Genomic DNA, 24,088 nt, shown 5'->3' with positions numbered 1-24,088 from the left:
GCAGCGGGCCGGGGCAGTCGGCGGCCGTCGTCCAGGTGGCAGGCGTGCCAGCGGTCCGGGAGGTTCAGTGGGCTGATTTCAGGGATTGGGGAAGCGGATGGCAGCAAGGACGAATCGGTCTTGGCGGCTGCGGCGGGCAGCCGTGGCGGCGGGGGTTCTGGTGGCGGGGGTCGGCGCGGTCCCGGCCGCGGTCGCTGCCACCCCGACACCGCTGCTCCAGGTTCCGCCCATGGGTTGGAACGCCTGGAACACCTACGGGTGCGGCGCGACCCAGTCGCTGATCGAGTCGGTCGCGGACAGCCTTGTCGCGAACGGCATGCGGGACGCCGGATACCGGTACGTCAACGTCGACGACTGCTGGATGGCCCGTGACGCGAACGGCAATCTGACCGGCAACTCCAACTACCCCGACATGAAGGCCCTCGGCGACTACCTGCACGCGCGGGGCTTCAAGTTCGGCATCTACGAGTCACCGGGTGCCAAGACCTGCGCGGGATACTCCGGTAGCGCCGGGCACGAAGTCAACGACGCCAACACCTTCGCGTCCTGGGGCGTCGACTACCTCAAGTACGACTACTGCGAGAGCGCCTCGTCGCTGTCCGCCCAGGTCGCCGACTTCGCCAAGATGCGCAACGCGCTGAATGCCACCGGCCGGCCGATCGTCTTCAGCATCAACCCGAACAGCGGCAGCAATACCGGGGCGGGCGTCACTCGGGACTGGGGCGACGTCTCCGACCAGGCGCGCAGCACCGAGGACATCGGGAACCAGTGGTGGGGCCAGAGTTGGCCCAACGGCATCGCCAACATCGTCACCGAGAACGCCACGCTGGCTTGGCGGGCCAAGCCGGGCTCGTTCAATGATGCGGACATGCTGGAGGTCGGCAACGGCGGGCTCACCACGACCGAGGAGCAGACCCACTTCGCCATGTGGGCGATGATGGCCGCGCCCCTGATCGCGAGCGCCAACCCGAGCAGCGTGAATGCGACTTCACTGGCACTGCTGAAGAACCCGCGGCTCATCGCGATCGACCAGGACGCGCTGGGCCTTCAGGCGAGGGTCATCGGCGGGAGCCGATTGATCAACTCCTCGGGGTCGCTCGTCCTCGCGAAGCCGCTCAGCAACGGTGACGTCGCGCTCGCGCTCTACAACGGGTCGGACAGCGCGCAGACCCTCAGCACCTCCCTCGCCTCGGTGGGCATCCCCGGCACGGGAACCTGGACCGACCAGTACACCGGCACCGTCGTCCAGAGCAGCGCCGCCGGCATCACCACCCAGGTCCCGGCCCACGGCACCGCGGTGTACCGGGTCACCGCGCCCAGCGCGCCGGCCTCCTGGTACACCGCGCTGATCAACCCCACCGCGGGTGCCCAGAGCTACGAGGCCGAGGACCCCGCCCACTCGATCGTGTCGGGCCGCTGGATCAACAATTCCGGCGCGGTCTTCTCGGCCTGCTCGGTCTGCTCGGGCGGCGAGAAGGTGAGCTGGATCGGCGGAACGAACAAGCTCTACATCAACGGTGTCTATGCCCAGAACGCCGGCACCTACCCGGTCACCGTCCAGTACGTGAACGGGGACGGGGATCGCTACGCCTCGATCTGGACCAACGGCGAGAACCTGCAGAAGGTCTCGTTCCACGGGAACGGCAACTGGAACTCGACCCAGACAGCGACCGTGGAACTGACGCTGAACGCGGGCTACAACACGATCACCTTCGGCAACGAGTACGGCGGTTGGGCCCCCGACATCGACAAGATCTCGGTGCCCGCCACCGGTTGACGTGCAGCGGTTGTAACAGTCTCCGTTTTGGGTCTCGTTCACCCCGGTCCAACGGGGTTCGGAGGACGACCAGGAGACCTCTGCCGCACCCGCCCGCCAGGGCAGCCGAAGGACCCGACCGCACTGCGGCCGGGTCCTTCGCCGTTTCCGTGACTGCAGTTCTTCGTTGCGCCAGCTCCGGATCAGTTGACGGTGAGCACCAACTTCCCCGTGGTCCTCCCGGTTTCACCGAGCTCGTGGGCCTTGGCGGCGTCCGCCAGCGGGAAGACGGCCTCGACGTGGACTTTCAGCTTGCCGGTCTCGACCAACTCCGTGAGGGCCAACAGTGCTTGCCGGTCGGGCTCGACCAGCATGAAGCCCGAGCGGATGGAGCGCGCGGCCGCGGCCGTGGCGAGCGCCTCGGTCTCGCGGGCCGCGAGAGTGATCAACGTGCCACCGTTCCGCAGCACCGACAGCGAGCGCTCCTGGTAGTCCCCGACGATCGGGTCGATCACCACATCCACATCGGAGACCACCGAGGCGAAGTCGACCGCCGTGTAGTCGATCACCTCGTCCGCACCCAGCTCCCGCACGAACTCGTGCTTGCCTACGCTGGCCGTGCCGATGACATACGCGCCGTACGCTTTGGCGACCTGCACCGCCAGGTGCCCCACGCCGCCTGCCGCGGCGTGCACCAGGACTCGCTGCCCCTCCTGCAGGGCCGCCGTGTCCACCAGGGCCTGCCAGGCTGTCAGCGCGGCCAGCGGCAGGGCCGCCGCCTGCACGTGGTCGAGTCCGGCCGGCTTGGGGGCGAAGTGGCGTGCCGGAGCGGCCACGTACTGCGCATAGGCGCCGACCAGCCGCGGAAAGCCCGGCATGCCGTACACCTCGTCACCCGGCCGGAAGAGCGTCACGCCGAGGCCGACGGTCTCCACCACACCCGAGACGTCCCACCCCACGATGCCATCACCAGGGACAAGCAGGACACCGGCCGCCCGGGTCTTCCAGTCCACCGGGTTGACGCCGGCCGCGTGCACCCGGACCAGGATCTCCGTCGGACCGGGTACCGGCCGCTCCCGTTCAACGACCTTCAGGACCTCCGGCCCGCCCGGCTCTTCGAAGGCCACGGCCATCATCTTCTCCGCCATCTGGACTCACTCCCCCGTCTCGTTCGCGGTTGATCAACAGCCTGACGCCACCCAGCAGCCGAAAACGAGTGGCCAGATTGCCAACGAGTGAGAGAATCCGGCCATGCAGCAGGCCATGCACCGCGTCGTCGTCCTCGCCCTCCCCGGCGTCTTCCCCTTCGAACTCGGCATCCCTGCCAAGGCCTTCGGCCTCGCCTACGGCCCGGACGGCGACCGGCTCTACGAGGTGCTCACCTGTACCCCGGACGGTCGGCCGGTGCGCACCAGCGAGGACTTCTCGATCGCCGTCGAGCACGACGCGGGCGTGATCGCCACCGCCGACACCCTGATCGTGGCGGCCATCGATGATCCGATCGGCGGCAGCGACCCGCTCCCCAAGCCGGTCGCTGCTGCTCTGGGCCAACTCCGGCCCGGCACCCGCCTGGTGTCGATCTGCACTGCCTCCTTCGTCCTCGCCGCCGCCGGGCTGCTCGACGGCCGGCCCGCCACCACGCACTGGATTCACGCCGAGCGCTTCCGCGAGCTGTACCCGCGGACCCCGCTCGACCCCGACGTCCTCTACGTGGACGACGACGACGTACTCACCTCGGCCGGCGCCGCCGCCGGGATGGACCTCTGCCTGCACCTGATCCGCCGCGACCACGGCAGCGAGATCGCCAATCAGGTCGCCCGCATATGCGTCGTTCCGCCATGGCGCGACGGCGGACAGGCCCAGTACATTGCCCGACCCGTCCCCGACGCGACCGGCAGCGACACCGCCGGGGCCCGCGAGTGGGCCCTCCGGCAACTCCACCAGCCCATCCAACTCGCCCAGTTGGCCACCCAGGCGGGCATGAGCGTGCGCACCTTCAGCCGTCGCTTCCTCGCCGAGACCGGCCAGACACCCGGCCAGTGGCTCACCGTCCAACGGCTCGAACTCGCCCGCAGGCTACTGGAGTCCAGCGATCTGCCGGTGGACCGGGTCGCCGAGCGCGCCGGGTTCGGCAGCGCCTCCTCGCTGCGCCAGCACCTGGCCGCCGCAATCGGCGTCTCACCCGCCGCGTACCGCCGTACCTTCCAGGGCCGGGACCACTGTCTGGCCGGCCGTCAGCCGGTGAAGGCTGCCGGCTGACCCTGACTCCTCTGTCGGACAGCCACGAGCCGGACGCGATCACCGCAGAGGTGTCCCCCTCGTAGGTGGCGGTCAGCCTGCCGCTCTCGCCGGCGGACGGCCCGTCCACTGTTCGACCCCGACTCATATGGGTGCCCACCTTCGACCAACCGAATGATTTTTCACACCCCTCACCGTCAGCACACCGCGCAGCAGACCCGCCCCTGGAGTCCGCGCACCTACTGTGCGCCGTGACCGCCCTGCAAAACGGGGCTTCCGACTCCAGAAACGGCTGGGCGAATGAGATCAAGGATCCGTGGTCGGCTTCGGGCCTGGGCCACCGTCGGCGTCACGCTCGCGGTCGTGGCCGGTACTGCTGCCGCCGCACCTGCGCGGGACTCTCACAGCGACCTCGGGCCCGACATCACGGCGATCATGAACAAGCCCGCGTACCAGCACGCGCAGTGGGGTCTGCTGGAGATCGACCCCCAGGACGGGCGGGTCATCCACTCCATGTACCCCGACCAGTTCTTCATGCCGGGCTCGACCATCAAGCTGATCACCATCTCCGGTGCCTGGCACGCGCTCGGCCCGGACCACCGCTTCACCACGCCGGTGAACGCGATCGGCCACATCGATGGATCGACGCTCACCGGGAACCTGGCGCTCGTCGCCCAGGGCGACCTCACCATGGGTGGCCGGACCAAGGCGGACGGGTCGGTCGACTTCACCCCCATCGACCACACCTATGCCGACGACGTCCCGGGCGCCACCCTCACGCCGGAGGACCCGCTCGCCGGCCTGGACCAGATCGCCCAGCAGGTCCGCGACTCGGGCATCACCACGGTCGACGGCGATGTCGTCATCGACCCGCGGCTGTTCACGCCCCCGCCGATCACCCCGCAGCCGACGCCGCTCATCATCAACGACAACGTCATCGACCTGCTGAGCACGCCGACCACCCCCGGGCAGCCCGCCCAGCTGAGCTGGCGCCCGCAGGTCGCGCCGTACCAGGTCACCTCCAACGTCCAGACGGTGGCGGCCGGCGGCACCACCGACATCCAGGTCGCCACATCCCCCGACGGCACGGCCATCACGCTCTCCGGCACGATCGCCGCCGACGCCCAGCCCACCCTGAAGAACTCCCAGATCCAGGACCCCAACGCCTTCGGGCGCACAGCCCTGATCGAGGCGCTGGGCCGCGCCGGAGTCACCGTCACCGCCCCACCGACCGGGCCCAACCCGGACAGCACGCTGCCCACCTCGTACAGCGATGATCCCCAGGTGGCCGCCTACGTCTCACCGCCGTACCGCGACTACGCCAAGCTGATCCTGAACGTCAGCCACAACCTGGGCGCCAACCTGGCCCTGTGCAACATCGCCGTGAACATCGGCAGCACGAACTGCTTCGACGCCTTCCCGGTCATCCACGACTTCCTCGCCCAGACCGCGAACGTCGACCCGACCCAGTTCCAGATGGCGGACGGACGCGGCGACGTCCCCGTCGACCGCGTCACGCCCACCGGGCTCAACCAGCTGCTCGCCTACTGGCTGCGCACCCCCGACGCGGACGCGTTCCGCACCTCACTGCCGATCCTCGGAGTGTCCGGCACGGGCGCTCTCTACTGCACCACCGACTGCCCGGCCAAGGGCAAGGTCTTCGCCAAGCCCGGCACCATCATCGGCGGCGACCTGCTCAACCAGGGGATCGCCATCAACGCGCAGACGTACGCGGGCTACCTGCAGGCCGACGACGGCCACCTCTACACCTTCTTCATCGGCGTCAACGGCGCGGCGGCACCGACCATCCAGGGATTCTTCGACACCAACGACGACGTCGACCAGATCGCCGTCATCCTCCAGCAGGAGGCATGCGCGGAACGCGACGCCGCCCGCTCGCAGCACAACGGCGTCAAGTCCGCGAGACGGCCCCTGTCCCGGATCATCCGACCGTCATCAGGGAGGGCACCGACTAGGTGACGGCCGGGCGGTCGGGTGCGAGGGAAGACCGAATGAGGCTCCCCGGCGGTTGAGCGAACTGTCTCGCCTCTCAACCAACCGTCCAGGGAGTCTTGTTGGTCGCCAGGTCCAAGGCGGCCGACGCCGGGTGCAGTTCGGTCGTCCGTGATCTTCCAAACCACGTGAGCGACCGCCGACATGCTTGCCCGTGGCAACCGTGACGAACGGGATTTGGTCGGCGGCCGTCACTCGCATGACCCGTCCAGCACCGTCCGGAGCCAAGCAGCTCGAAGGCCCCGACCGCTTCTGCGGTCGAGGCCTTCGAGCGTTGCCGGCCGCAGCGATGACAGCCGACCGGAAGTGGCTACACCTTGAGGTGGGGGTAGTTCGGGGACCGGTGCTGGAAGGCCAGCACGGCGGGGTTCTGGATGGCACCTTCGCGGATCTCGATGGCACGACGGATGGTCTCGTCCGCCTCCCAGCTGCTGGGACCGTCGAGGACCGAGCGCAAGTGCGGGATCAGCGCCTCACTGTTCTCCCAGGTGGCGGCGTTCCACAGGTAGGAGGGGCTGTGGTCCACGCCGTAGTAGTGCACGTTGTCGCCGACGGTGAACATCGGGTCGGTGAAGGTGGTCGGCCGTGCCCAGCTGAATCCCATGCCCTCGTCGCAGGAGACGTCGATGACGAGGGTGCCCGGCGCCAGCGTGTCGAGGTCCTCGTCGACCAGGAAGGTCAGCGGTGCCCCGGTGTCCTGGAGGACGCAGTTGACGATGATGTCGTGCCCTGAGAGGAACTCCGCCAGTGGGATCCGGCCTTCGTCGGTCAGGGCGTGGCTACGGCGGGGGTCGGCGGTACCGTCCGCCTCGTCGTGATCGAACTGGACGATTCGAGCGGAGTGGATCGGTGAGCTGACGGCGGTCACTCCACGCGCGGTGAGCACGTCGACGTTGTGCACGCCCAGGGAATTCAACGCCGTGACGGCCCCGCGGGCCGTCGCGCCGAAGCCGATCACGACCGCGCGCAACCGTCGGCCGTAGTCACCGGTCGAACCCCGCAGCTGCATGGCGTGCAGCACCGAGGCGTACCCGGCAAGCTCGTTGTTCTTGTGGAAGACGTGCAGGTTGAACGAGCCGTCCCTGGTCCAGTGGTTCATCGCCTCGAAAGCGATGAGCGTCAGCCGACGGTCGATGGCCGTCTGTGTGATCCTCTCCTCCTGGACGCAGTGCGGCCAGCCCCACAGGACCTGCCCCTCGCGCAGCTCGGCGACATCCTCCGGCATCGGCTTGGCCAGTAGGACGACATCGCACTGTGCGATGAGCTCCGTCCGTGGGAGCAACCCGGCGACGAGGGGGGCCAGTTGCTCGTCGGAGACACCGAACTTCTCTCCGTAGCCCAGCTCGAGGTGGATGCGTCCACGGAGGTCGAGGTCAATCCGCTCGAAGTGCGCGGGATGGATCGGCAGTCGGTGCTCGTTTTCCTTGCGTGACTGCGCCATGATTCCGAGATTGAGTTGGTGCAAAGTGCCCCTTTGATTGATTCAGGTGTAGCACGTCGCACCTAATCGCGAGTAGCGCAGCCAGTTGCCCAGAGGCCGGCTCCTACTGGAGCTTCCACTGCTGGTTCCAGGCGTTGTTGCAGGTCCAGACGCCCAGGGCCTTGGCGTCCTCGTCGTAGGTCAGGCAGTCCTGGTCGGTGATCCGGATCTGGTACTGGCCGCCGCCCTGGCTGACGAGCTGCCACTTCTGCTCGCCGGCGCCGGTCCACGGTTTGGCGTCGGCGTCGTAGGTCTTGGTGTTCTCGGTCAGCGCGAGGCCGGACACGGCACTGGTGATCTCGTAGCGGCCGTCGCCCACCGAGGTGAACTGCCAACCGGAGTTCTTGGCACCGCTGTTGCCAGCGAGGATCGAGGGACCCGAGGCGGACCCGGTGACGACCGGGCCCTGGCCGGTCTTCACCTTGGGGTAGACCAGACCGGCGATGGTGCCACCACCACCGCTACCGCCACCCTGGTGCGCCGGGATGCCGGGGGTGGGGTTGCCGCCCACGTTGACGCCCGGGGTCGTACCGGGGTTGGCGGGGATGCCGGGGGTGGGGTTGCCGCCCACGTTGACGCCCGGGGTCGTACCGGGGTTGGCGGGGATGCTCGGGGTCGCGGGGGTGCCGGTGTTGGGGTCGCCCGCGTTGGCCGCCGGCGTCGTGATCTCGCGGGCGGGGAAGTGGATGATCCGCTGGCTGTCGGTACAGGTGATCCGCACGCACGGCCTGCTGTTGGTCACGGTCCGGTCGGAGTCGTTGCCGACGAACGCCCAGTTCCCGTAGCCGCCGTCACCGTTGTTGGTGAAGGTCGAGTCACCCGAGAAGACCCAGATCCGGAAGTCGTCGTAACCGGTCGGGCCGCCCTCCGAGTCGTGGTGCTCCAGCTTGACGGTGGTGTCGACCAGCACCCCGTTCATGTCCGCCACGTAGGGGTTGTGGAACACGGGGCCGCTGCTGTAGAGGTCGGTTCCGTCGTACTTGAACACCATGATGTTGTAACCGGGTGCCGCAGCGCTCAGCTGGCCGGCCATCCCCTGGGTGAATGCTGCGTTGTCGGCCTGCGCGGTGAGGGCCGCGCTGCGGAAGCCTCCGATCATGGCACCGATCGAGTTGATCAGGGCCGAGTCGCAGTTGCCACCGCCCACGCTGTCCTGCCCTGAGCAGTCGTAGGCCGAAGCCTGCTGCGGCACGGCCATCAGCCCGGTCACGGCCAGGGCCGACAGGAGAGTGCCGGCGGCGACGCGTTGGGTGAGCGTGGTCGTCCGACGGGAGGAAGCGCGCATGCTGAAGTGCCCCGATCATTCGGTGTGGTGACGTTCGTCTGCGGAGGAGAGACGGTTCTTCGGAGGCTAGGGCCGCTCACAGCTCCCGCCCAGCGGCCTTGACGGCTCCCTGACGGAGTGCGGTGATCTTCTGCCCGTCCGGGCAACCGCGACCTGCGGGCCCGAGCTGGGACTCGCACTCGTCGTTCTCCGTCTCGGTCGGCCGCACCCAGCCGAGCTGGGCCCGGTCAGGGTGCGGACGCCAGGAGCCGTCGCACCGCCGTCGGCGTGTGGCCCAGGTGCTGGCGCATCGTCCGGGTCAGATGGGCCTGGTCGGCGTAACCGAGGTCGGCGGCGAGGGTGCTGAGACTCCGTTCGCCGGCCGCCAGGCGGTCGAGGGCCCTGCCGATCCGGACGCGGTGGCGGTAGCGAGTCACCGACACACCGAGTTCGTGCGGGAACGCCCGGCTCAGCCGGTAGGGAGAGACGCCGAGCAACTCGGCCAGCGAGAACAGCGTGTCGGAGGCCGGGTCTCCTTCGATGATCGCCTCGCGGGCGGCTGTCACGAGGCCCGGGTCGGGTCGGGCGCACGCTGCGGTGATCGGTGTTCGTCCGGTCACCGTCCGGCCGATGGCGGTCGACAGGAGAGCCAGCAGCTCCTCGGAGAGCGCGTAGTCGACATCACCCAGGTCCGCGGCGGCGAGCAGCCGGCGGTGGGCCAGGTCCAGGCGCGGGTCGACGTAGACCGTGTGCGCGACCGGGCCCGCGACGTCCCCGGCCAGGGAGCGCCACAGCTTCGGCGTCACGCTGATCGCGGTGCAGACATCGCCGCCGGCGGGATGGGCGAAGCACTCCTCCTCGCCCGGGGCCCCCACGTAGGCCAGGGTCGCGTCGATGTCGGCGGGCACGCCGGCGGCCATCCTGCGGAACCGGCCTCGGCGCACGAGCACCACGCGGTAGTCGCTGCGGACTTCCGGCATCGACCAGCGAGCGTGGTCGTCGCGGCAGGCCACCGCGCTGATGCCGAAGTCGGGACACGTGGCGACAGGAACGGCGGTGAGCACCCGTCGAACGCTACGTGGCGGGTCTGACAGCCGCGCAAGGATGTTCAAGACGCCGGCCTGCCGCCGAAAGCATGCTGGCGACGTGCGAGGGGCCGTTCCCTTCGTGCTTCGCCAGTACCGACATTCAGGAGTCATCGGCATGCCCGTTCTCAAGCAGCTCAGCACTGTCGTCCTCGACTGCGCAGATCCGGTCGCGCTCGCCGCGTTCTACCAGAAGGCCACCGGGTGGGAAATCACCTGCAGCGAGCAGGACTTCGTGTCGCTGGGCGACGGCGACAGCACCCCGGTCCAGCTCGCCTTCGTCCGCGTCGAGGGTTACCGGGCGCCGGGCTGGCCCGACGGCGCCAAGTACGTGCACCTCGACTTCACCGTCACCGACCTGGACGGCGCGACCGAGGAACTGCTCGGCTTCGGAGCTTCCCGGCCCGAGTTCCAGCCGGGCGACGGCGGGTGGGTCGTCCTCACCGACCCGGAGGGCCACCCGTTCTGTCTCGCCGCCGACACTTCCGACACCACCGGCAACTGAGCACCCCTCAGGGAGGAGAGCGACCCGTGGCATCGGGTCGCTCCGCCGGTGCTCACCGGTGCTCACCGGTGCTCGCCGTGGTCTGCGTGGGGCTCGTACGCTCCCACGCAGGCCGCGGCGAGGGGGGTGTCAGACGGCGATGCGTCCGCCGTCGACCGGCAGCACGGCACCATGCACGAAGCTGGACCGGTCGGTGGCCAGGTAGACGATGGCCTCGGCCACCTCCTGTGCGGTTCCCGGTCGGTGGGCCGGGGCCTGGGCGGCGAGGGCGTCCAGGGCTTCGGGCATCCCGGCGGTTCCCTCGGTCGCGGTGGGGCCCGGACTGACCGCGTTCACCCGCACTCCGCGCGGGCCGAACTCCGCCGCCCATGCCTTCGTCAGCAGGACCAGGGCGGCCTTGCTCGACCCGTACAGGCTCATGCCGTCCGCGCCGTACTCCGCGACCATCGTGGTGACGTTGACGATCGCGCCACGACCGCGCTCGGCCATGGCGGGGGCGAGCTCGGCGACCAGGAAGTACGGCGCCTTCACGTTCAGCCCGTACACCGCGTCGAAGTCGGCCTCGGCGACGTCGGCGGTCGGTCCGAACGGGAAGGCGCCGGCGTTGTTGACCAGGACGTCGATCTGCCCGACGAGCGCACTGGCCTGCCGGGCCAGCGCGCGGGCGGAAGCCTCGCCCCGCAGGTCGGCCGCTACGAAGTGACCCGCACCGCCGGCCGCCTCGATCTCCTGGACGACCCTCTTGCCGCGCTCGACATCGCGGCCCGACACCACGACGGTCGCTCCGAGCCCGGCGAGCGCCAGCGCGGTCGCCCGGCCGATACCGCTGGTCCCGCCTGTGACCAGCACCGAAGTACCAGAAAGCTCTGACATCACTACCCGCTCCCAGCTCTGTGTGTGCCCGTGAAGGGCCTGCCGGCCCAGCCGCTCCGTAGCGGTGGCGACTCGACCCGGGAGATGTAAGGCGCAGAGCTGCCGAGCACTTCCCCAGCGGTCAGACGCCCGGCCTATACCCCTCATAACTGCCACTTTGAGGTCGCTGACCTGGCTTTCACCGCCCCACGGCTGCCAGGCTCAGGCCTCCTGGGGCTGCTCCAGGGCCGCGATCAGGTGGCCGAGGTCGCGCCGGTGCGAGCCGGCGGGCCAGACCGCCCACGTGCGCCGCACGAGGGGGTGGCCGACCAGCGGCGACCAGGTGACGGTCGCGGGCAGGGGTTGGGACCAGCCAGGGGGAGCGAGGGTGAAGGCCCGGCCGGCGCCGACGGCGGCGAGTTTCACCTCGGCGATCAGGGACTGTCCCGTGGGGGGCTCGGGCCCGAGGTCGATGCCGTGGCTGCGCAGGATGGCGGTGAGGGCGTCGTACCAGGCGGGACTGCCGGAACGCGGGAAGCCGACCCAGTCCAGTCCGGTGAGCGCGTCCAGGCGGATCCCGTCCGGCCCGGCGAGCTTGGCGGCCAACTCCGTGGCCAGCAGCACGCCGAGGCGCTCCGCTACGACGAGCATCGCGTCGAGGTCCTGCCCGGTGGGGCGTTCGCGCAGCAGGCCGAGGTCGAGTTCGCCGCTGCGCAGCGCGGTGAGCTGGTCGGACGTCGACAGGTGGCGGGCCAGGACCCGGGTGACGGGATAGGCGTCGGCGAGGTCGGCCAGGGCGTGGGAGAGCAGCTCGGTGGGCAGTTCCAGCGGGATACCGATGCGCAGGACGCTGCCGTCGGCCGCGGTGTGGGCGGCCATGGCGGCCACGGCCCGGCCGTGGCGGGCCAGTACGGCACGGGCCTCGGTCAGCAGGGTCAGTCCGGCGTCGGTGGGCTGGACACCGGTGCTGCTGCGGACCAGCAGCTGAACACCGAACTCGCGCTCGAGGCCGACCACGGTCTGGGACAGCGCCGGCTGGCTGATGTGCAGCCGGCGCGCCGCCGCGGACAGGCCGCCCTCCTCGACGACCGCCACGAACGCACGCATCTCCCGCAGTTCCATGCGTCCATCGCATCACGGCTGCCACGACCGGCGCCATCACCGCCGGGTGCACCTCCCGCTCCGTCTCCGGCTGCGGCAGCGCGAACCCCTGGCGCGAGGCGCGTGTCCGGGATCACAGGGCGGTTCGCCACCTGGGCGAAATGCCGCGACCGCCGGAACGGTTGGCACCTGCACGCGTTCAATGCACGCGTGCACACCGTCTGGCACCTCCGAGGAGCACCCCCGTGACCGTCCCCGCGTCCTCCGTCTCCCGCTCGGCCGAGATCCTCTCCCGGCCGGTCGCGCTGAACGGCCTGACCGTCCCGAACCGCATCGTGATGGCTCCGATGACGCGCATGTTCTCCCCGGGCGGCGTCCCGGGTGAGGACGTGCGGTCGTACTACGCCCGTCGCGCCGCCGCAGGTGTGGGCCTGATCGTCACCGAGGGGACCTACGTCGGCCACGAGTCGGCCGGGCAGAGCGACCGGGTGCCGCGGTTCCACGGGGAGGAGCAGCTGGCCGGGTGGGCGAAGGTCGCCGAGGACGTGCACGCGGCGGGCGGCACGATCGTGCCGCAGCTGTGGCACATCGGCATGGTGCGCAAGCAGGGCGAGCCGCCCTACGCCGACGCCCCGGCCGTCGGCCCCTCCGGCATCCGCGTCGACGGCACCGAGGGCGCCGGCACGGCGATGACCCGGAGCGATCTGGACGACGTCATCGGCGCGTTCGCCGAGGCCGCCGCGGACGCCGAGCGCATCGGCTTCGACGGTGTCGAGCTGCACGGCGCCCACGGCTACCTCATCGACCAGTTCCTGTGGGCGGGGACGAACCGCCGCACCGACGCCTACGGCGGCGACTCCGTGGCCCGGACGAAGTTCGCGGCGGAGATCGTGGCCGCGGTCCGCGAGCGCGTCTCGGCCGAGTTCCCGGTGATCTTCCGCTACTCGCAGTGGAAGCAGGAGGCCTACGACGCCAGGCTCGCCGAGACCCCCGAGGAGCTGGAGGCGATCCTGGCCCCGCTCGTCGCGGCCGGCGTCGACGCCTTCCACGCCTCCACCCGCCGCTACTGGCTCCCGGAGTTCGAGGGCTCGGACCTGAACCTGGCGGGCTGGACCAAGAAGCTCACCGGCAAGCCCACCATCACCGTCGGTTCGGTCGGCCTCGACGGAGACTTCCTCCGCGGCTTCCAGGGCGAGGGCGCCCCGGTCCTGGGCATCGACAACCTCCTCGACCGCATGGAGCGCGACGAGTTCGACCTGGTCGCCGTCGGCCGCGCCCTGCTCCAGGACCCGCACTGGGCGGCGAAGGTGCTGGGGGAGCGGTTCGAGGAGCTGGCGCCGTACGACGCGGCGGCGCTGAAGACGCTGAGCTAGCGCCGGAAGCGGCCTGTCCGCACGGTGGGAAGCGTCGTCATGCTCTTCGTAGGGCATGACGGCGCTTCGTCATGACACGCGTTAGCGGCCGATCCTGTCCAGCTCGGCGAGTTCCTCGTCGGAGAGCGTGAGTCCCGCGCCGGCGACGTTCTCGCGCAGGTGCGCCGTCGACGAGGTGCCGGGGATCAGCAGGATGTTCGGCGACCGCCGCAGCAGCCAGGCCAGGGCGACCGACATCGGAGTCGTGTCCAAGCGGGCGGCTACGGTCGAGAGCGCCGAGGACTGCAGCGGGTTGAAGCCGCCGAGCGGGAAGAAGGGCACGTAGGCGACGCCCGCTGCGGCGAGCGTGTCGATCAACTCGTCGTCTTGGCGGTAGGCGAGGTTGTACAGGTTCTGCACGCACACGATCGGCGCGATCGCCTGCGCCTCGGCGACCTGTTGCGCCGTCGCGTTGCTCACGCCGAGGTGCCGGATCAGGCCCTGCCGCTGGAGTTCGACGAGCGTCTCGAACGGCTCGGCGAGCGAGCCGGGTTGGGGCCCCTGGGCGTTGCCGATCCGGAGGTTGACCAGGTCCAGCACCTCGAGGCCGAGGGCTTCGAGGTTCTCGTGGACGGAGCGGCGCAGGCTTTCCGGGTCTCGGGCCAGGGGCCAGCCGCCCTGCGGGTCGCGGGTCGCGCCGACCTTGGTCACGATGTGCAGCGATTCGGGGTATGGGTGCAGCGCTTCGCGGATCAGCTGGTTGGTGATGCTCGGCCCGTAGGCGTTGCTGGTGTCGATGTGGGTGATTCCGAGGTCGACGGCCGCACGGAGGACGGCGAGTGCTCCGTCGTGGTCGGCGGGCGGCCCCATGACCCCGGGGCCGGCGAGTTGCATGGCGCCGTAGCCGAACCGGGTGACGGTCAGGTCGCCCAGGGTCCAGGCGCCACCGGGAAGCGAAGTGGAGAGCGTGCTCATGCCGCTGCCTCTCGTGCTTTCGTGTTGGGCTGGATAGTGGTGCCCAACGGTTCCTTGCACCACTATGGATAGGCAGCTTCCTGACGGGAAGTAGGCACTCCGGAGTGCGTAAGTCACCCACGGGTGAGGGGAGCGGGCGATGGCGACGATGACGGCGGCCCAGAAGAGGGCGCAGACCAAGGCGGAATATGACGCTTTTCTGGCGGCATGCCCCAGCCGCAAGCTGCTCGACCGGATCTCCGACAAGTGGGTCACGCTGATCCTGGCCGCGCTGGGCAGCGACGGCTCGCACCAGCCAGGCATCGACTGCGCCGGTGAGCCCCGCTCGATGCGCTACTCGGAGCTGTCCCGCCTGCTGGCCGGCGTCGGCCAGAAGATGCTCACTCAGACGCTGCGCTCGCTGGAGCGTGACGGGCTCATCACCCGCACCGCGACGCCGACCGTGCCCGTCACGGTCTGCTACGAGCTGACCGACCTCGGCCTCTCATTGCACCAGATGATGCGCGGCCTCAAGTCCTGGGCCGAGATGAACATGGACGACGTGCTCGCCAACCGCGCGACGTACGACACCCGCGTCCTCTGAACCAAAGAGTGGGGGCGTCACCGACCGCGCCGAGGGCCGGGGCCGAAATATCTCCGACGAACGTTGAACTCCTCCCGAGCCGCGTGCGTGTTGAGGGTGCGAGCGTCACGAAGACGCACAGAGCGCCTCAAACCACCTCTCTTCTGGGGGAATTCGCCATGCCCAAGCTCACCGACCGCCGCATGCTCACCAGCCGCCGCCTGCTCGCCGCCTCCGGCATCTGCGTCCTGGCCCTTGCCGTCAGCGCCTGCGGCAGCAGTGCGAGCAGCAGCCACACCAGCGGCAACGGTGCGGCGGCCGCGCCCGGCCCCGTCGCGGCCACCGCCCCCGCCACCACGCCTGCCGCCCCCGCCACGCCCGGTGCCGGTGCCGGTGCGTCGGTCCAGCTCGTCGCGGTGAACTCCGCGCAGCTGGGCCCGATCGTGACGGATGCGGCCGGGCGCACCCTGTACCGCTTCGACAAGGACACCAACAAGCCGTCCGCCACCAACTGCACCGACGCCTGCGCGGTGAAGTGGCCGCCCGCCACCGTCGCGGACAAGGTGGAGGTCAACGGCGTCAGTTCGGCGCTGGTCGGCAGCGTCACCCGGCCTGACGGCAGCAAGCAGCTGACGCTGAACGGCTGGCCGCTGTACCGCTTCGCCGGTGACAGCGCGGCCGGCCAGGTCAACGGGCAGGGTGTGGGCGGCACTTGGTTCGCGAGCACGCCGGAGGGCAAGAAGGCCCAGAGCGCCGGACCGGGCTCCGCACCGGCGGCCTTCCCCAACTCCTCGCAGAGCAGCGGCTATTCGGGCGGTAACTCGGGCAGTGGCTCGGGTGGCTACTCGGGCGGTTACTGACGGATGGCCGTCAGCCGGCGGGCCTGCCATCCGGCCGGGCCCGCCGGCTGACCAGCGGTTCGCGCCCCGCGATCGCCTTGCTTCCCGGGCAGGCCCTGGACAGACTGTCGCAGGTGAACCAGCTCCGCCGCCACCCGTCGTTCGGACGCGCCGCACTGCCGACCGGCATCCTGCTCTGCCTGGTGCTGGGGCTGTCCCTGCTCTTCGTGCGCCTGTGGCCGACCGGCTCCCCAGATTCCCAAGGTTCCCCGGGCTCCCCCGACTTCGTCCCGATCGCGGCCGTGGCCACCCAACGGGCCGCCACCCCACCCGGACCGCAGGCGTCCACCGGCTCGTACCGCGAGGACTGCGGTCGCAACCAGGACGGGCACCGCAACGCCGACAACCTGGTGATCTCACCGGGGGTCGTCGGCGGCGCCCACCACGTGCACGACTACGTGGGCAACCTCTCCACCGACGCGCTGTCCACCGACGCGAGCCTGGCCGCCGCCGGGACGAGCTGCGCTGACGGCGACCGGTCAAGCTACTTCTGGCCGGTGCTGCGCCGCACCGACCGGAGCCTGCGCACGGACGGCGAGCACGGCAACGTGGGGGAGATCCTCACGCCGCAGGCGGTGTCGATCGAGTTCCTCGGCAACCCGTGGAGCCAGGTCGTCCCGATGCCCCGCTTCCTGCGGCTGCTGGAGGGGGACCCGACGGCAGCCACCGACGGCGGGGAGCAGGCCCGGGCGCAGTGGGGCTGCGCGGGCTTCCCCGGCCGGTCGACCAGCCGCTACCCGCTCTGCCCGGCCGGCGACCTGCTGACCCGCACCTTCGACTTCCCCAACTGCTGGGACGGGCGCAGCACCGACACGCCGGACCATCGCACCCAGGCGGTGTTCCCGGGCGGCTCGGGCGCCTGCCCGCACGACACCTTCCCGATCCCCCACCTACAGGTGACGGTGAGTTACCAGCCGCCGCCGGGCCAAGCGTTCGCCCTGGACGCCTTCCCGGAACAGCGGCACAGCCCGGTCACCGACCACGGCCTGTTCATCGACGTGATGAGCGACCAGCAGATGGCCGCCGTGGTGGCCTGCCTGAACCAGGACCGCGCCTGTGGTGACGACCGTTGAATCCGTTGAATCCGTTGAACGCGTTGAACGCGTTGAACCCGTCGGCCGCGCCGTACGTGCCTGCTTTGACGGATCCCGACGGAGGAGTGGGCGGATGGCAGGGGCACGATCCAGCGCCCGGTACGGTGCGGCTGACGAGGCGTTGATCCGGACGCTCTACGAGGAACACGGCGGCGCGCTGCTCGCCTACGCGATCCGGTTGACCGGTGACCGGGCGGCCGCGGAGGACGTGGTGCAGGAGACCCTGATCCGCGCCTGGCGGCACCCGGAGGCGCTGACCGAGGCTCGTGGCTCGGTCAGGGGCTGGCTGCTGACGGTGGAACGCAACCTGATCACCGACCGGTTCCGCGCCAGGGCCGCCCGGCCGCCGGAGGTCGCCGAGGTGTCCGAGGCGCTGGCGACGGTGCCGGTGGAGCGCGACCACGCCGACACGGTCGTCGAGTCCATGGCGATGATGGAGGCGCTGGAGCAACTCTCCGCCGACCACCGGGCGGTGCTGCACTCCATCTACTTCCAGGGGCAGTCGGTCGCCGAGGCCGCCGAGCAACTGGGCGTACCCGCGGGAACGGTCAAGTCCCGGGCGCACTACGCGCTACGGGCGCTGAAACAGTCGTACACGGGCAGGCCCAACGGGTGGAAGGGAGCGGTGGCATGAGCAGCGAGCAGCGGGAGCAGCGGGAGCAGCGGGAGCAGCGGGAGCACGGACACGAGCAGAGCGTGGAGTCGCTGGGTGCCTACGCTCTGGGCGCGTTGGAGCCGGCGGAGGCGGCGTCGCTGGAACGGCACCTGCTGAACTGCGAGTCCTGCCGGAACGAGGTGGCCGACATGCGGGATCTCGAGCGGATGCTGGGCGAGGTGCCGCCCGAACTGTTCGTGGACGGGCGCCCCGAGGGCGGTGACCTGCTGCTGCAGCGCACCTTGCGCCAGGCCCGCGCCGAGCGGGGGTCACAGCAGCGGCGGCGCTGGGTGCTGGCCGGTGCGGCCGCCGCGGTCGCGGCCGCGGCGGTGCTGGGTGGCGGTGTCCTGCTGGGCCGGAGCACGGCGCCCACCTCGCAGGCCGTCGCGATCGGCCCCGGGGCGTCGGTCAACCCGGTCCCGTCGAGCAGCGTCTCCCCGCCGCCGCCCGGCACCAGGACGGCCTCGGCGACGGACCCCGCGACGGGCGCGCGGATGACCCTCACCATGACCCCGGCGGCCGGCTGGGTGCGGGTCAGCGCGGCGGTCACCGGGATTCCCGCCGGCCAGCGCTGCCACCTGGTGGTCCACAGCGGTGGCGGGGCGAGCAGCGAGGCGGGCAGCTGGCTGGTCTCCACGGTCGGTGCCACCGCCGGCACCACCCTGGACGGATCGGCGCTGGTCGCACCAGCGGACGTCACGTCCGTGTCGGTGGTGAACGACTCGGGCCAGACGTTCGTCACCGTCCCGCTGTGAGGGCCACGGGACTCCCGCCGGAGCACCCCGCCCCGCCCGGATACTCCCCGCGCGGTACGCCAGGTGCCGCCGCCCGCACGACGCGCCGACCCACCCCCGCGCGGGACGCTCAAGGGAACGGACCCGGTAGGGCCGGGTCGAACCCGAGGAGATGGACCTGATGAACGCGACGACGGCGACAGCCCTGCTGGCCGACGGCCACTGGCACGGCGGCCCGTGGTTCCTGCTCTTCCCGCTGATCTGGCTGCTCTTCCTGGTCTTCGTCTTCGCGACCCTGCGCCGCACCGCCTGGCGCCGCGGCTGGCGGGGCCCTCACGGCCCCTGGGCCAACGGCGGCTCGCAGGCCTCGCCGCTGGCGGTGCTGGGGGAGCGGTACGCGCGCGGGGAGATCGACGAGGACGAGTACCGGGCACGGAAGGCGACGCTGACGGAGGACGAGCGGGGGGACGGGGGGAAGTAGGCGGCGTCCTCGGCCCCCACACGTGGGGGCCGAGGACGATCCCTACGACCCACCGTGGTGCCGCACAAGCTCCGATAAGCGGAACCTGTACCTACCGAAACGATTACTTTCCGTTACAATCGATCCCATGGAAACCCTGGATGTCGACCGCTCCGACGCCGCCTACCGCGCCTGGCTCAAGGAGGCGGTCCGCCGTGTGCAGGCCGATGCCAACCGCTCGGCCGACACGCACCTGCTGCGCTTCCCGCTCCCGGCCGAGTGGGGGATCGACCTGTATCTCAAGGACGAGTCCACCCATCCCACCGGCAGCCTGAAGCACCGGTTGGCGCGTTCGCTCTTCCTCTACGGGCTGTGCAACGGGTGGGTCCGGCCCGGCAAGCCGGTGATCGAGGCGTCCAGTGGTTCCACGGCGGTCTCCGAGGCGTACTTCGCGAAGCTGATCGGGGTGCCGTTCATCGCGGTGATGGCCAAGACCACCAGCCAGGCGAAGATCGACCTGATCGAGTTCCACGGCGGCAGCTGCCACCTGGTGGACGATCCCAGCGAGGTCTACGAGACCTCGAGTCGGCTCGCCGCCGAGACCGGTGGGCACTACATGGACCAGTTCACCTACGCCGAGCGGGCCACCGACTGGCGCGGCAACAACAACATCGCGGAGTCGATCTTCGCCCAGCTGCGCCTGGAGCCGCACCCCGAGCCGGCCTGGATCGTGGCGACGGCCGGCACCGGCGGCACCTCGGCAACCATCGCGCGCTACGTGCGGTACCAGCAGTACGACACCCGGATCTGCGTGGCCGACCCGGAGAACTCGTGCTTCTTCGACGGCTGGGTCAACCACGACCCGGAGGCGGTCTGTGAGCGCGGTTCGCGGATCGAGGGGATCGGTCGGCCGCGGATGGAGCCCAGCTTCGTGCCAGGGGCGATCGACCGGATGATGCGGGTTCCTGACGCCGCGTCGATCGCCGCGATCCGGGTGCTGGAGCGGGTGCTCGGCAAGCGCGCGGGGGCCTCCAGCGGTACCGGGCTGTGGAGCGCGCTCGCCATCGTGGCGGAGATGCGCGGGCGGGGCGAGCGCGGCAGCGTGGTCACCCTGATCTGCGATCCGGGTGACCGGTACCTGGACAAGTACTACGCCGACTCCTGGGTCGCCGCCCAGGGCCTGGACCTCGGCCCCTACGAGCGGGACCTGGAGGCGTTCCTGAGCGGAGCGAGCGGTGCTCGGCTGACTCGTCCGGGTGCTGCCGGGTCTGTCTGAACGACTGTCAGACCTCGGTGGCGGCGCGGGCGATGTCGCCGAGGAGGGCGGCCAGTTCGGCGGGCGCGGACAGGAAGGGGGAGTGGCCGGTGTCGAGTCGTTCGACGCGGGTGGCACGTGCGGACATCTGCTCCTGCCGCGCGGGCGGGAGTGCCTGGTCACGTTCGCAGACCACGTAGGTGGAGGGCACGGTCCGCCACGCCGCACGGGTCACCGGCTGCTGGAACGACCGCACGCTCTGCTCGACGAGCCGGCCGACGGCGTGCTCGGCCTGGTCGTCGGGCAGGTCCCCGTACAGCGAGGCGCGGGGGTCGTCGAAGATCCCGGGGTTGGTGCGGGTGAGGTCCTCTTCCTCGGGCCCGGAGATGGCGTGGCCGTGGATGCCGCCGAGGGAGTCGCCCTCCGCCGGCAGGTAGGCCGCGAGGTACACCAGGTGGGCGATGTCCGCCTGCTCGACGGCCGCCTGGGTGACCGGGAAGCCGCCGTACGAGTGGGCGACGACGACGACCGGGCCTTCCAGCTGCCGCAGCTGCGCCGTTATCTCCTCGGCGTCGTCGTACATGCCGGCGGTGGGCGTGCGCTGCGGGCCGGCGCTGGGCAGGTCGACCGTGTGGGACCGCCAGCCGCCGGCTGCGAGGGCCTCCCGCAGAGCGGTCCAGCAAGTGGACCGGTGCCAGGCGCCGTGGACGAGGAGGAAGGACGGGCGGACCGGGGCGGTCGACATGCTGCTGCTCCTGGTGGCGTGACGAACTGAACGGCCGAACCGGTGGGCCGCTCCAGCGAGTCTGGGCCGCCTGCGGCGATTCAGTAAGTCGGAGCCCTTTTTGTGCGCGGATCCGACATCCTGGACGCCAGGAAGACGAATCTCGACACATTCACCCCCGCCCCCGGGTGGCGCTCTAGTGCAGCAACTCCTGCCAGTTGGCGGGGACCTTGCCCCGCGGGCCCGGCGTCGGCTGGTCGGCAGGATGGGAGGTCGGCGGACTCAGGGGCGGGCCCTCGTAGTACTCGCCGGTCTCCACGTTCCAGAACCAGTCCTCGCCGGGTTCGAAGCTGGTCAGGAAGGGGTGTCCGGTCGAGCGCGCGTGGTTCGTCGCGTGCTGGCCGGGTGACGAGTCGCAGCAGCCGATGTGCCCGCAGGCCGCGCACCGGCGCAGGTGCAGCCACCACCCCTGACCGTCACCGCCCAGGCACTCCGCGCAGCCGTCGCCGCTCGGTGTGGCGCTCGGGTCGATGCCCGGGATCCGGTACTCCGTCATCGCTGCCTCCTCGGTCCTCGGCCGTCCTCACCAGCCTGACCCGGCGGGAGAATTGGTGCCAGCCCGGCGGCGCGCGAGGCCGCCCGTCCGCGGCCTACGCTGGGATGCAGGGGGCAGAGCTGCCTGGGAGCTGCGATGGCGACGGCAAGATGGTTCTTCGAGCCCAGCCACACCGGCGCGGAGTTCCGTGCCAGACACATGATGGTCACCTACGTGCGCGGTCAGTTCAAGAACGTGCACGGCTTCCTGGAGGTCGACCCGGAGGAGCCGGAGAAAGCCCTGGTCGAGGCGACGATCGACGCGACCCAGGTCTACACCGGCGCGCCCGAGCGTGACGCACACCTGCGCAGCGCCGACTTCTTCGACGTCGAGCACCACCCGACCTGGAGGTTCGTCGGGTCGCGAGTCCACCAGGTGAGCGCGAGCGGGTTCGAGGTCACCGGCGATCTCACCATCCGCGGCGTGACGCGACCCGTCGTCCTGGAGGTGAGCTATCTGGGCCAGTGGGACACGCCCTGGTGGGAGGGTGAGCAGAACCTCGGACCCAGGCGGCGTGCCGGGTTCACGGCCAAGACCCGGATCAACCGTCACGACTTCGGCGTGAGTTGGAACGACGGCCTCGACCGGGGCGGCGTGGTGGTCAGCGATACGGTCGACGTCGCGATCGACATCGAGGCCGTCCTCGAATCCCCCGGGACGACGGCTTCTTCGTCCTCGCCGCCGGCCTGACCGCAGTCAGCGCACGGCCCGGACACCCCCGGCGGTGAGCGGTTGGCCAGGCTCGGGGATGCGCACGGGAGCGGGCCGCGACGGCACCGTGTCGTCCGCCGGCGCGGTGGCGCGCGCGGCCACGCCTTCTCGCGCCACCGAGACGATGAGCTCCCGCAGCCGCTCGACGTACAACCGCATGTTCTTGTCCGCGACGCCGGTGTCTGGATAGCGGCTGGCGAACTGCAGGCCCTCGTGGAGCCTGGTGATCCACGCGCACACCTGGTCGCCGTACGAAACCCGCAGCAGCGAGTACGCCTTCAGGTCCTGCCAGCGCTCCGCTCCCGGGATGCCGCGCGCGTCGACGAACGAGACGATCGAGTACAGGTCCGGAGATGTGGGCCGGAAGTCGGAGCCCAGCAGCTGGAGCACACGGGCGATGGGCATCCTGGACAGCGGACGGTTCGCGCGCAGCGCCGCGCGCACCGTCTCCAACGCGCTGTCGAAATCGGGCGTCCGCGCCACGGGAACCTCGATCGGCGCGCCGCCCACGTACCAGCCCACCGAGTCCGTCCACTGGGAACGCGCCCTGGTGTGGAAGGGCACGACGGTGCGGTACACCTGCTGCCCGGCGTCCTCGCGGACGATGAGAGCGGTGGCCGCGAGGACGCCGCTCAAGCTCCCGCCGTACGGGCGGCAGTACGCCTCGAAGGCGGCCGCATCCGAGGCGTCCACCAGCATCTCGTGCATGAACTTCTGGGTCGGCAGCGGCCCTTCGGGGTCGAGACCGAGGTCGAGGGGGAAGTTCGGCAGCTTCCCGTCACACCGGTTGACGAACTCCCGCCAGCGAGTGACGACCGCGTGCGTGTCGTCGATCTGATCAGCGCTCGCGCGCTCGGTCGCGCAGAAATCGACGTAACTGGCGACCGGTGCCGCGTCCACGGCGCGGCCGTCGAGGCCGGCCGCGTAGAGTTCGTGAATCTCCGCGGTGATCCGCTGGAGCGAGTACGCGTCGACGTTGGTGTGGTCGAACGCCATGTAGACACTCGTGCTGTCGTCCCGGACGGCAGCGGCGAAGATGAAGTTCGGCCAGCTGAGCGCGTCCGCCGCGAGATCGAAGCGGTCCTGTAGGTACTGGGTCAGCCTCGCCGCGTCGGGGAAGTCGCCGATGTCCTCGCGGTGCAGCACGACGGCATCGGCATCCAGCGTGAAGCGTCGCATCTCGTCGCCGACCCAGCGCAACCCGCTGCGCAGCGTCTCGTGTCGAAGCGTCCAGGCCCGCAGCGCGCCTTCGAGGACGTCGAGATCGACCCGTCCCGGGATGTCGAACGCGGTGCCGAGCCAGGTCGGTACGAACAAGCCGGCTTGGCGTACCGCCCGCGCTGTTCGAACGTGGGCTTCCTGCACGTACGCGGGCGGGCGGGAATCGTCCGGCAGACCGGTCGCGACCTCGACGGCCGTCGGATGCAGGGTCCACTCGACGAGACGTCCGGGCCGGATCTCGCAACGCTGGATGTCGGTCACTCGCACGAGGTCTCCGTTCGCATGCCCCGGGACACGGACGGGGTGAGGGCGGACACAGGTGAGCGCGAGGTAGCGGCCGTCGGCCGCGCCGGGAGGTGTCACCGCCACGCGGGTCGCCGTCGATCCACGCCCGGAGGGCATCGCTCAACGGCACAACCAGCCCAACGATCGGATGATCCCGGAGAAACGCCCAGACCGATTCGGGCTGACCTCGCCGGTTCACCACCGGACGGGGGCGCGGCGCCCTAGCCGAGCCCACCGAACGGGCCGCGGCGCCCTGGGGCCTCTCTTACGGA

23 protein-coding genes are annotated in these 24,088 nt (G+C 70.4%); 13 read left to right on the top strand and 10 right to left on the bottom strand.

All coding sequences use genetic code 11. The features are described 5' to 3' along the window. The first annotated feature begins 142 nt into the window (after positions 1 to 142). Positions 143 to 1,777 carry an alpha-galactosidase gene (locus tag ABH937_RS25690; RefSeq protein WP_370219612.1) on the top strand — a complete coding sequence of 545 codons (1,635 nt, stop codon included), beginning with the start codon at positions 143 to 145 and terminating at the stop codon, positions 1,775 to 1,777. 182 nt (positions 1,778 to 1,959) lie between these two features. On the opposite strand, the gene ABH937_RS25685 is transcribed toward ABH937_RS25690, so the two are convergent. Next, a complete protein-coding gene (locus ABH937_RS25685) occupies positions 1,960 to 2,904 on the bottom strand; it encodes an NADP-dependent oxidoreductase (RefSeq protein WP_370219611.1) in 945 nt (314 codons plus the stop codon). Positions 2,905 to 3,007: 103 nt separating this feature from the next. On the opposite strand from ABH937_RS25685, the gene ABH937_RS25680 reads away from it, so the two are divergent. Together ABH937_RS25680 and dacB are read left to right on the top strand one after the other, a co-directional pair. Continuing rightward, the gene (locus ABH937_RS25680; RefSeq protein ID WP_370219610.1) at positions 3,008 to 4,015 is read left to right on the top strand and encodes a GlxA family transcriptional regulator; all 1,008 of its coding nucleotides are present in this window, start codon (positions 3,008 to 3,010) and stop codon (positions 4,013 to 4,015) included. Positions 4,016 to 4,294: 279 nt separating this feature from the next. Then, entirely contained in the window at positions 4,295 to 5,974 is a 1,680-nt protein-coding gene (dacB, locus tag ABH937_RS25675; RefSeq protein ID WP_370219609.1) for a D-alanyl-D-alanine carboxypeptidase/D-alanyl-D-alanine-endopeptidase, read from the top strand. Positions 5,975 to 6,317: 343 nt separating this feature from the next. Here dacB and ABH937_RS25670 read toward each other — a convergent pair whose 3' ends face one another. The 3 genes from ABH937_RS25670 to ABH937_RS25660 all read right to left on the bottom strand — a co-directional run bounded on the left by ABH937_RS25670 (position 6,318) and on the right by ABH937_RS25660 (position 9,815). Further along, on the bottom strand, positions 6,318 to 7,472 hold the full coding sequence (locus ABH937_RS25670) for a N(5)-(carboxyethyl)ornithine synthase (RefSeq protein WP_370219608.1): 1,155 nt from the start codon (positions 7,470 to 7,472) through the stop codon (positions 6,318 to 6,320). A 79-nt stretch (positions 7,473 to 7,551) separates the two neighbouring features. Further along, positions 7,552 to 8,772 carry an RICIN domain-containing protein gene (locus ABH937_RS25665; protein ID WP_370219607.1) on the bottom strand — a complete coding sequence of 407 codons (1,221 nt, stop codon included), beginning with the start codon at positions 8,770 to 8,772 and terminating at the stop codon, positions 7,552 to 7,554. Positions 8,773 to 8,999: 227 nt separating this feature from the next. After that, a complete protein-coding gene (locus ABH937_RS25660; protein WP_370219606.1) occupies positions 9,000 to 9,815 on the bottom strand; it encodes a helix-turn-helix domain-containing protein in 816 nt (271 codons plus the stop codon). A gap of 139 nt (positions 9,816 to 9,954) precedes the next feature. On the opposite strand from ABH937_RS25660, the gene ABH937_RS25655 reads away from it, so the two are divergent. Beyond that, a complete protein-coding gene (locus ABH937_RS25655; protein WP_280694200.1) occupies positions 9,955 to 10,341 on the top strand; it encodes a VOC family protein in 387 nt (128 codons plus the stop codon). A 129-nt stretch (positions 10,342 to 10,470) separates the two neighbouring features. Here ABH937_RS25655 and ABH937_RS25650 read toward each other — a convergent pair whose 3' ends face one another. Both ABH937_RS25650 and ABH937_RS25645 read right to left on the bottom strand, forming a co-directional pair. After that, positions 10,471 to 11,217, bottom strand: a complete 747-nt coding sequence (locus ABH937_RS25650) for an SDR family NAD(P)-dependent oxidoreductase (RefSeq protein WP_370219605.1) — start codon at positions 11,215 to 11,217, stop codon at positions 10,471 to 10,473. A gap of 198 nt (positions 11,218 to 11,415) precedes the next feature. Further along, the gene (locus ABH937_RS25645; protein WP_370219604.1) at positions 11,416 to 12,315 is read right to left on the bottom strand and encodes a LysR substrate-binding domain-containing protein; all 900 of its coding nucleotides are present in this window, start codon (positions 12,313 to 12,315) and stop codon (positions 11,416 to 11,418) included. Positions 12,316 to 12,539: 224 nt separating this feature from the next. Here ABH937_RS25645 and ABH937_RS25640 point away from each other — a divergent pair, with 224 nt between their 5' ends. Beyond that, on the top strand, positions 12,540 to 13,667 hold the full coding sequence (locus ABH937_RS25640; protein ID WP_280694197.1) for an NADH:flavin oxidoreductase: 1,128 nt from the start codon (positions 12,540 to 12,542) through the stop codon (positions 13,665 to 13,667). Between the two features lie 81 nt (positions 13,668 to 13,748). Here ABH937_RS25640 and ABH937_RS25635 read toward each other — a convergent pair whose 3' ends face one another. Then, positions 13,749 to 14,621, bottom strand: coding sequence for an aldo/keto reductase family oxidoreductase (locus ABH937_RS25635; protein WP_370219603.1), 873 nt, complete (start codon positions 14,619 to 14,621; stop codon positions 13,749 to 13,751). A 139-nt stretch (positions 14,622 to 14,760) separates the two neighbouring features. Between ABH937_RS25635 and ABH937_RS25630 the strand changes: the two genes are divergently transcribed. From ABH937_RS25630 to ABH937_RS25600, 7 genes are all read left to right on the top strand, one after another. Continuing rightward, the gene (locus tag ABH937_RS25630) at positions 14,761 to 15,204 is read left to right on the top strand and encodes a winged helix-turn-helix transcriptional regulator (protein ID WP_370219602.1); all 444 of its coding nucleotides are present in this window, start codon (positions 14,761 to 14,763) and stop codon (positions 15,202 to 15,204) included. 158 nt (positions 15,205 to 15,362) lie between these two features. Next, positions 15,363 to 16,043: a hypothetical protein gene (locus tag ABH937_RS25625; protein WP_370219601.1), complete on the top strand. Its 681-nt coding sequence runs from the start codon at positions 15,363 to 15,365 to the stop codon at positions 16,041 to 16,043. Between the two features lie 113 nt (positions 16,044 to 16,156). Continuing rightward, positions 16,157 to 17,155 (top strand): DUF1996 domain-containing protein, encoded by a 999-nt coding sequence (locus tag ABH937_RS25620; protein WP_370219600.1) that lies wholly within the window; start codon positions 16,157 to 16,159, stop codon positions 17,153 to 17,155. A gap of 94 nt (positions 17,156 to 17,249) precedes the next feature. Continuing rightward, the gene (locus ABH937_RS25615) at positions 17,250 to 17,810 is read left to right on the top strand and encodes a sigma-70 family RNA polymerase sigma factor (protein ID WP_280694191.1); all 561 of its coding nucleotides are present in this window, start codon (positions 17,250 to 17,252) and stop codon (positions 17,808 to 17,810) included. Next, positions 17,807 to 18,586: an anti-sigma factor gene (locus tag ABH937_RS25610; protein ID WP_370219599.1), complete on the top strand. Its 780-nt coding sequence runs from the start codon at positions 17,807 to 17,809 to the stop codon at positions 18,584 to 18,586. Before ABH937_RS25615 ends, ABH937_RS25610 begins: the two co-directional genes overlap by 4 nt. A gap of 160 nt (positions 18,587 to 18,746) precedes the next feature. Continuing rightward, positions 18,747 to 19,046, top strand: coding sequence for an SHOCT domain-containing protein (locus ABH937_RS25605; RefSeq protein ID WP_370219598.1), 300 nt, complete (start codon positions 18,747 to 18,749; stop codon positions 19,044 to 19,046). Positions 19,047 to 19,173: 127 nt separating this feature from the next. Continuing rightward, positions 19,174 to 20,301: a PLP-dependent cysteine synthase family protein gene (locus tag ABH937_RS25600; RefSeq protein WP_280694188.1), complete on the top strand. Its 1,128-nt coding sequence runs from the start codon at positions 19,174 to 19,176 to the stop codon at positions 20,299 to 20,301. A 7-nt stretch (positions 20,302 to 20,308) separates the two neighbouring features. Here the strand turns inward: ABH937_RS25600 and ABH937_RS25595 are convergent, their stop codons facing one another. Further along, positions 20,309 to 21,025: an alpha/beta hydrolase gene (locus ABH937_RS25595; protein WP_370219597.1), complete on the bottom strand. Its 717-nt coding sequence runs from the start codon at positions 21,023 to 21,025 to the stop codon at positions 20,309 to 20,311. Between the two features lie 175 nt (positions 21,026 to 21,200). Continuing rightward, positions 21,201 to 21,560 (bottom strand): UBP-type zinc finger domain-containing protein, encoded by a 360-nt coding sequence (locus tag ABH937_RS25590; RefSeq protein WP_280694186.1) that lies wholly within the window; start codon positions 21,558 to 21,560, stop codon positions 21,201 to 21,203. Between the two features lie 135 nt (positions 21,561 to 21,695). Here ABH937_RS25590 and ABH937_RS25585 point away from each other — a divergent pair, with 135 nt between their 5' ends. Next, positions 21,696 to 22,289: a YceI family protein gene (locus ABH937_RS25585; RefSeq protein WP_370219596.1), complete on the top strand. Its 594-nt coding sequence runs from the start codon at positions 21,696 to 21,698 to the stop codon at positions 22,287 to 22,289. Positions 22,290 to 22,295: 6 nt separating this feature from the next. Here ABH937_RS25585 and ABH937_RS25580 read toward each other — a convergent pair whose 3' ends face one another. Beyond that, positions 22,296 to 23,798 carry a condensation domain-containing protein gene (locus tag ABH937_RS25580; protein WP_370219595.1) on the bottom strand — a complete coding sequence of 501 codons (1,503 nt, stop codon included), beginning with the start codon at positions 23,796 to 23,798 and terminating at the stop codon, positions 22,296 to 22,298. Between the last annotated feature and the right edge of the window lie 290 nt (positions 23,799 to 24,088).

The sequence above is a fragment of the Kitasatospora sp. GAS1066B genome (genome assembly GCF_041262605.1).
In the GTDB taxonomy this organism is placed as follows: Bacteria; Actinomycetota; Actinomycetes; order Streptomycetales; family Streptomycetaceae; genus Kitasatospora.
This window is presented reverse-complemented; position numbering and strand designations above follow the sequence as displayed.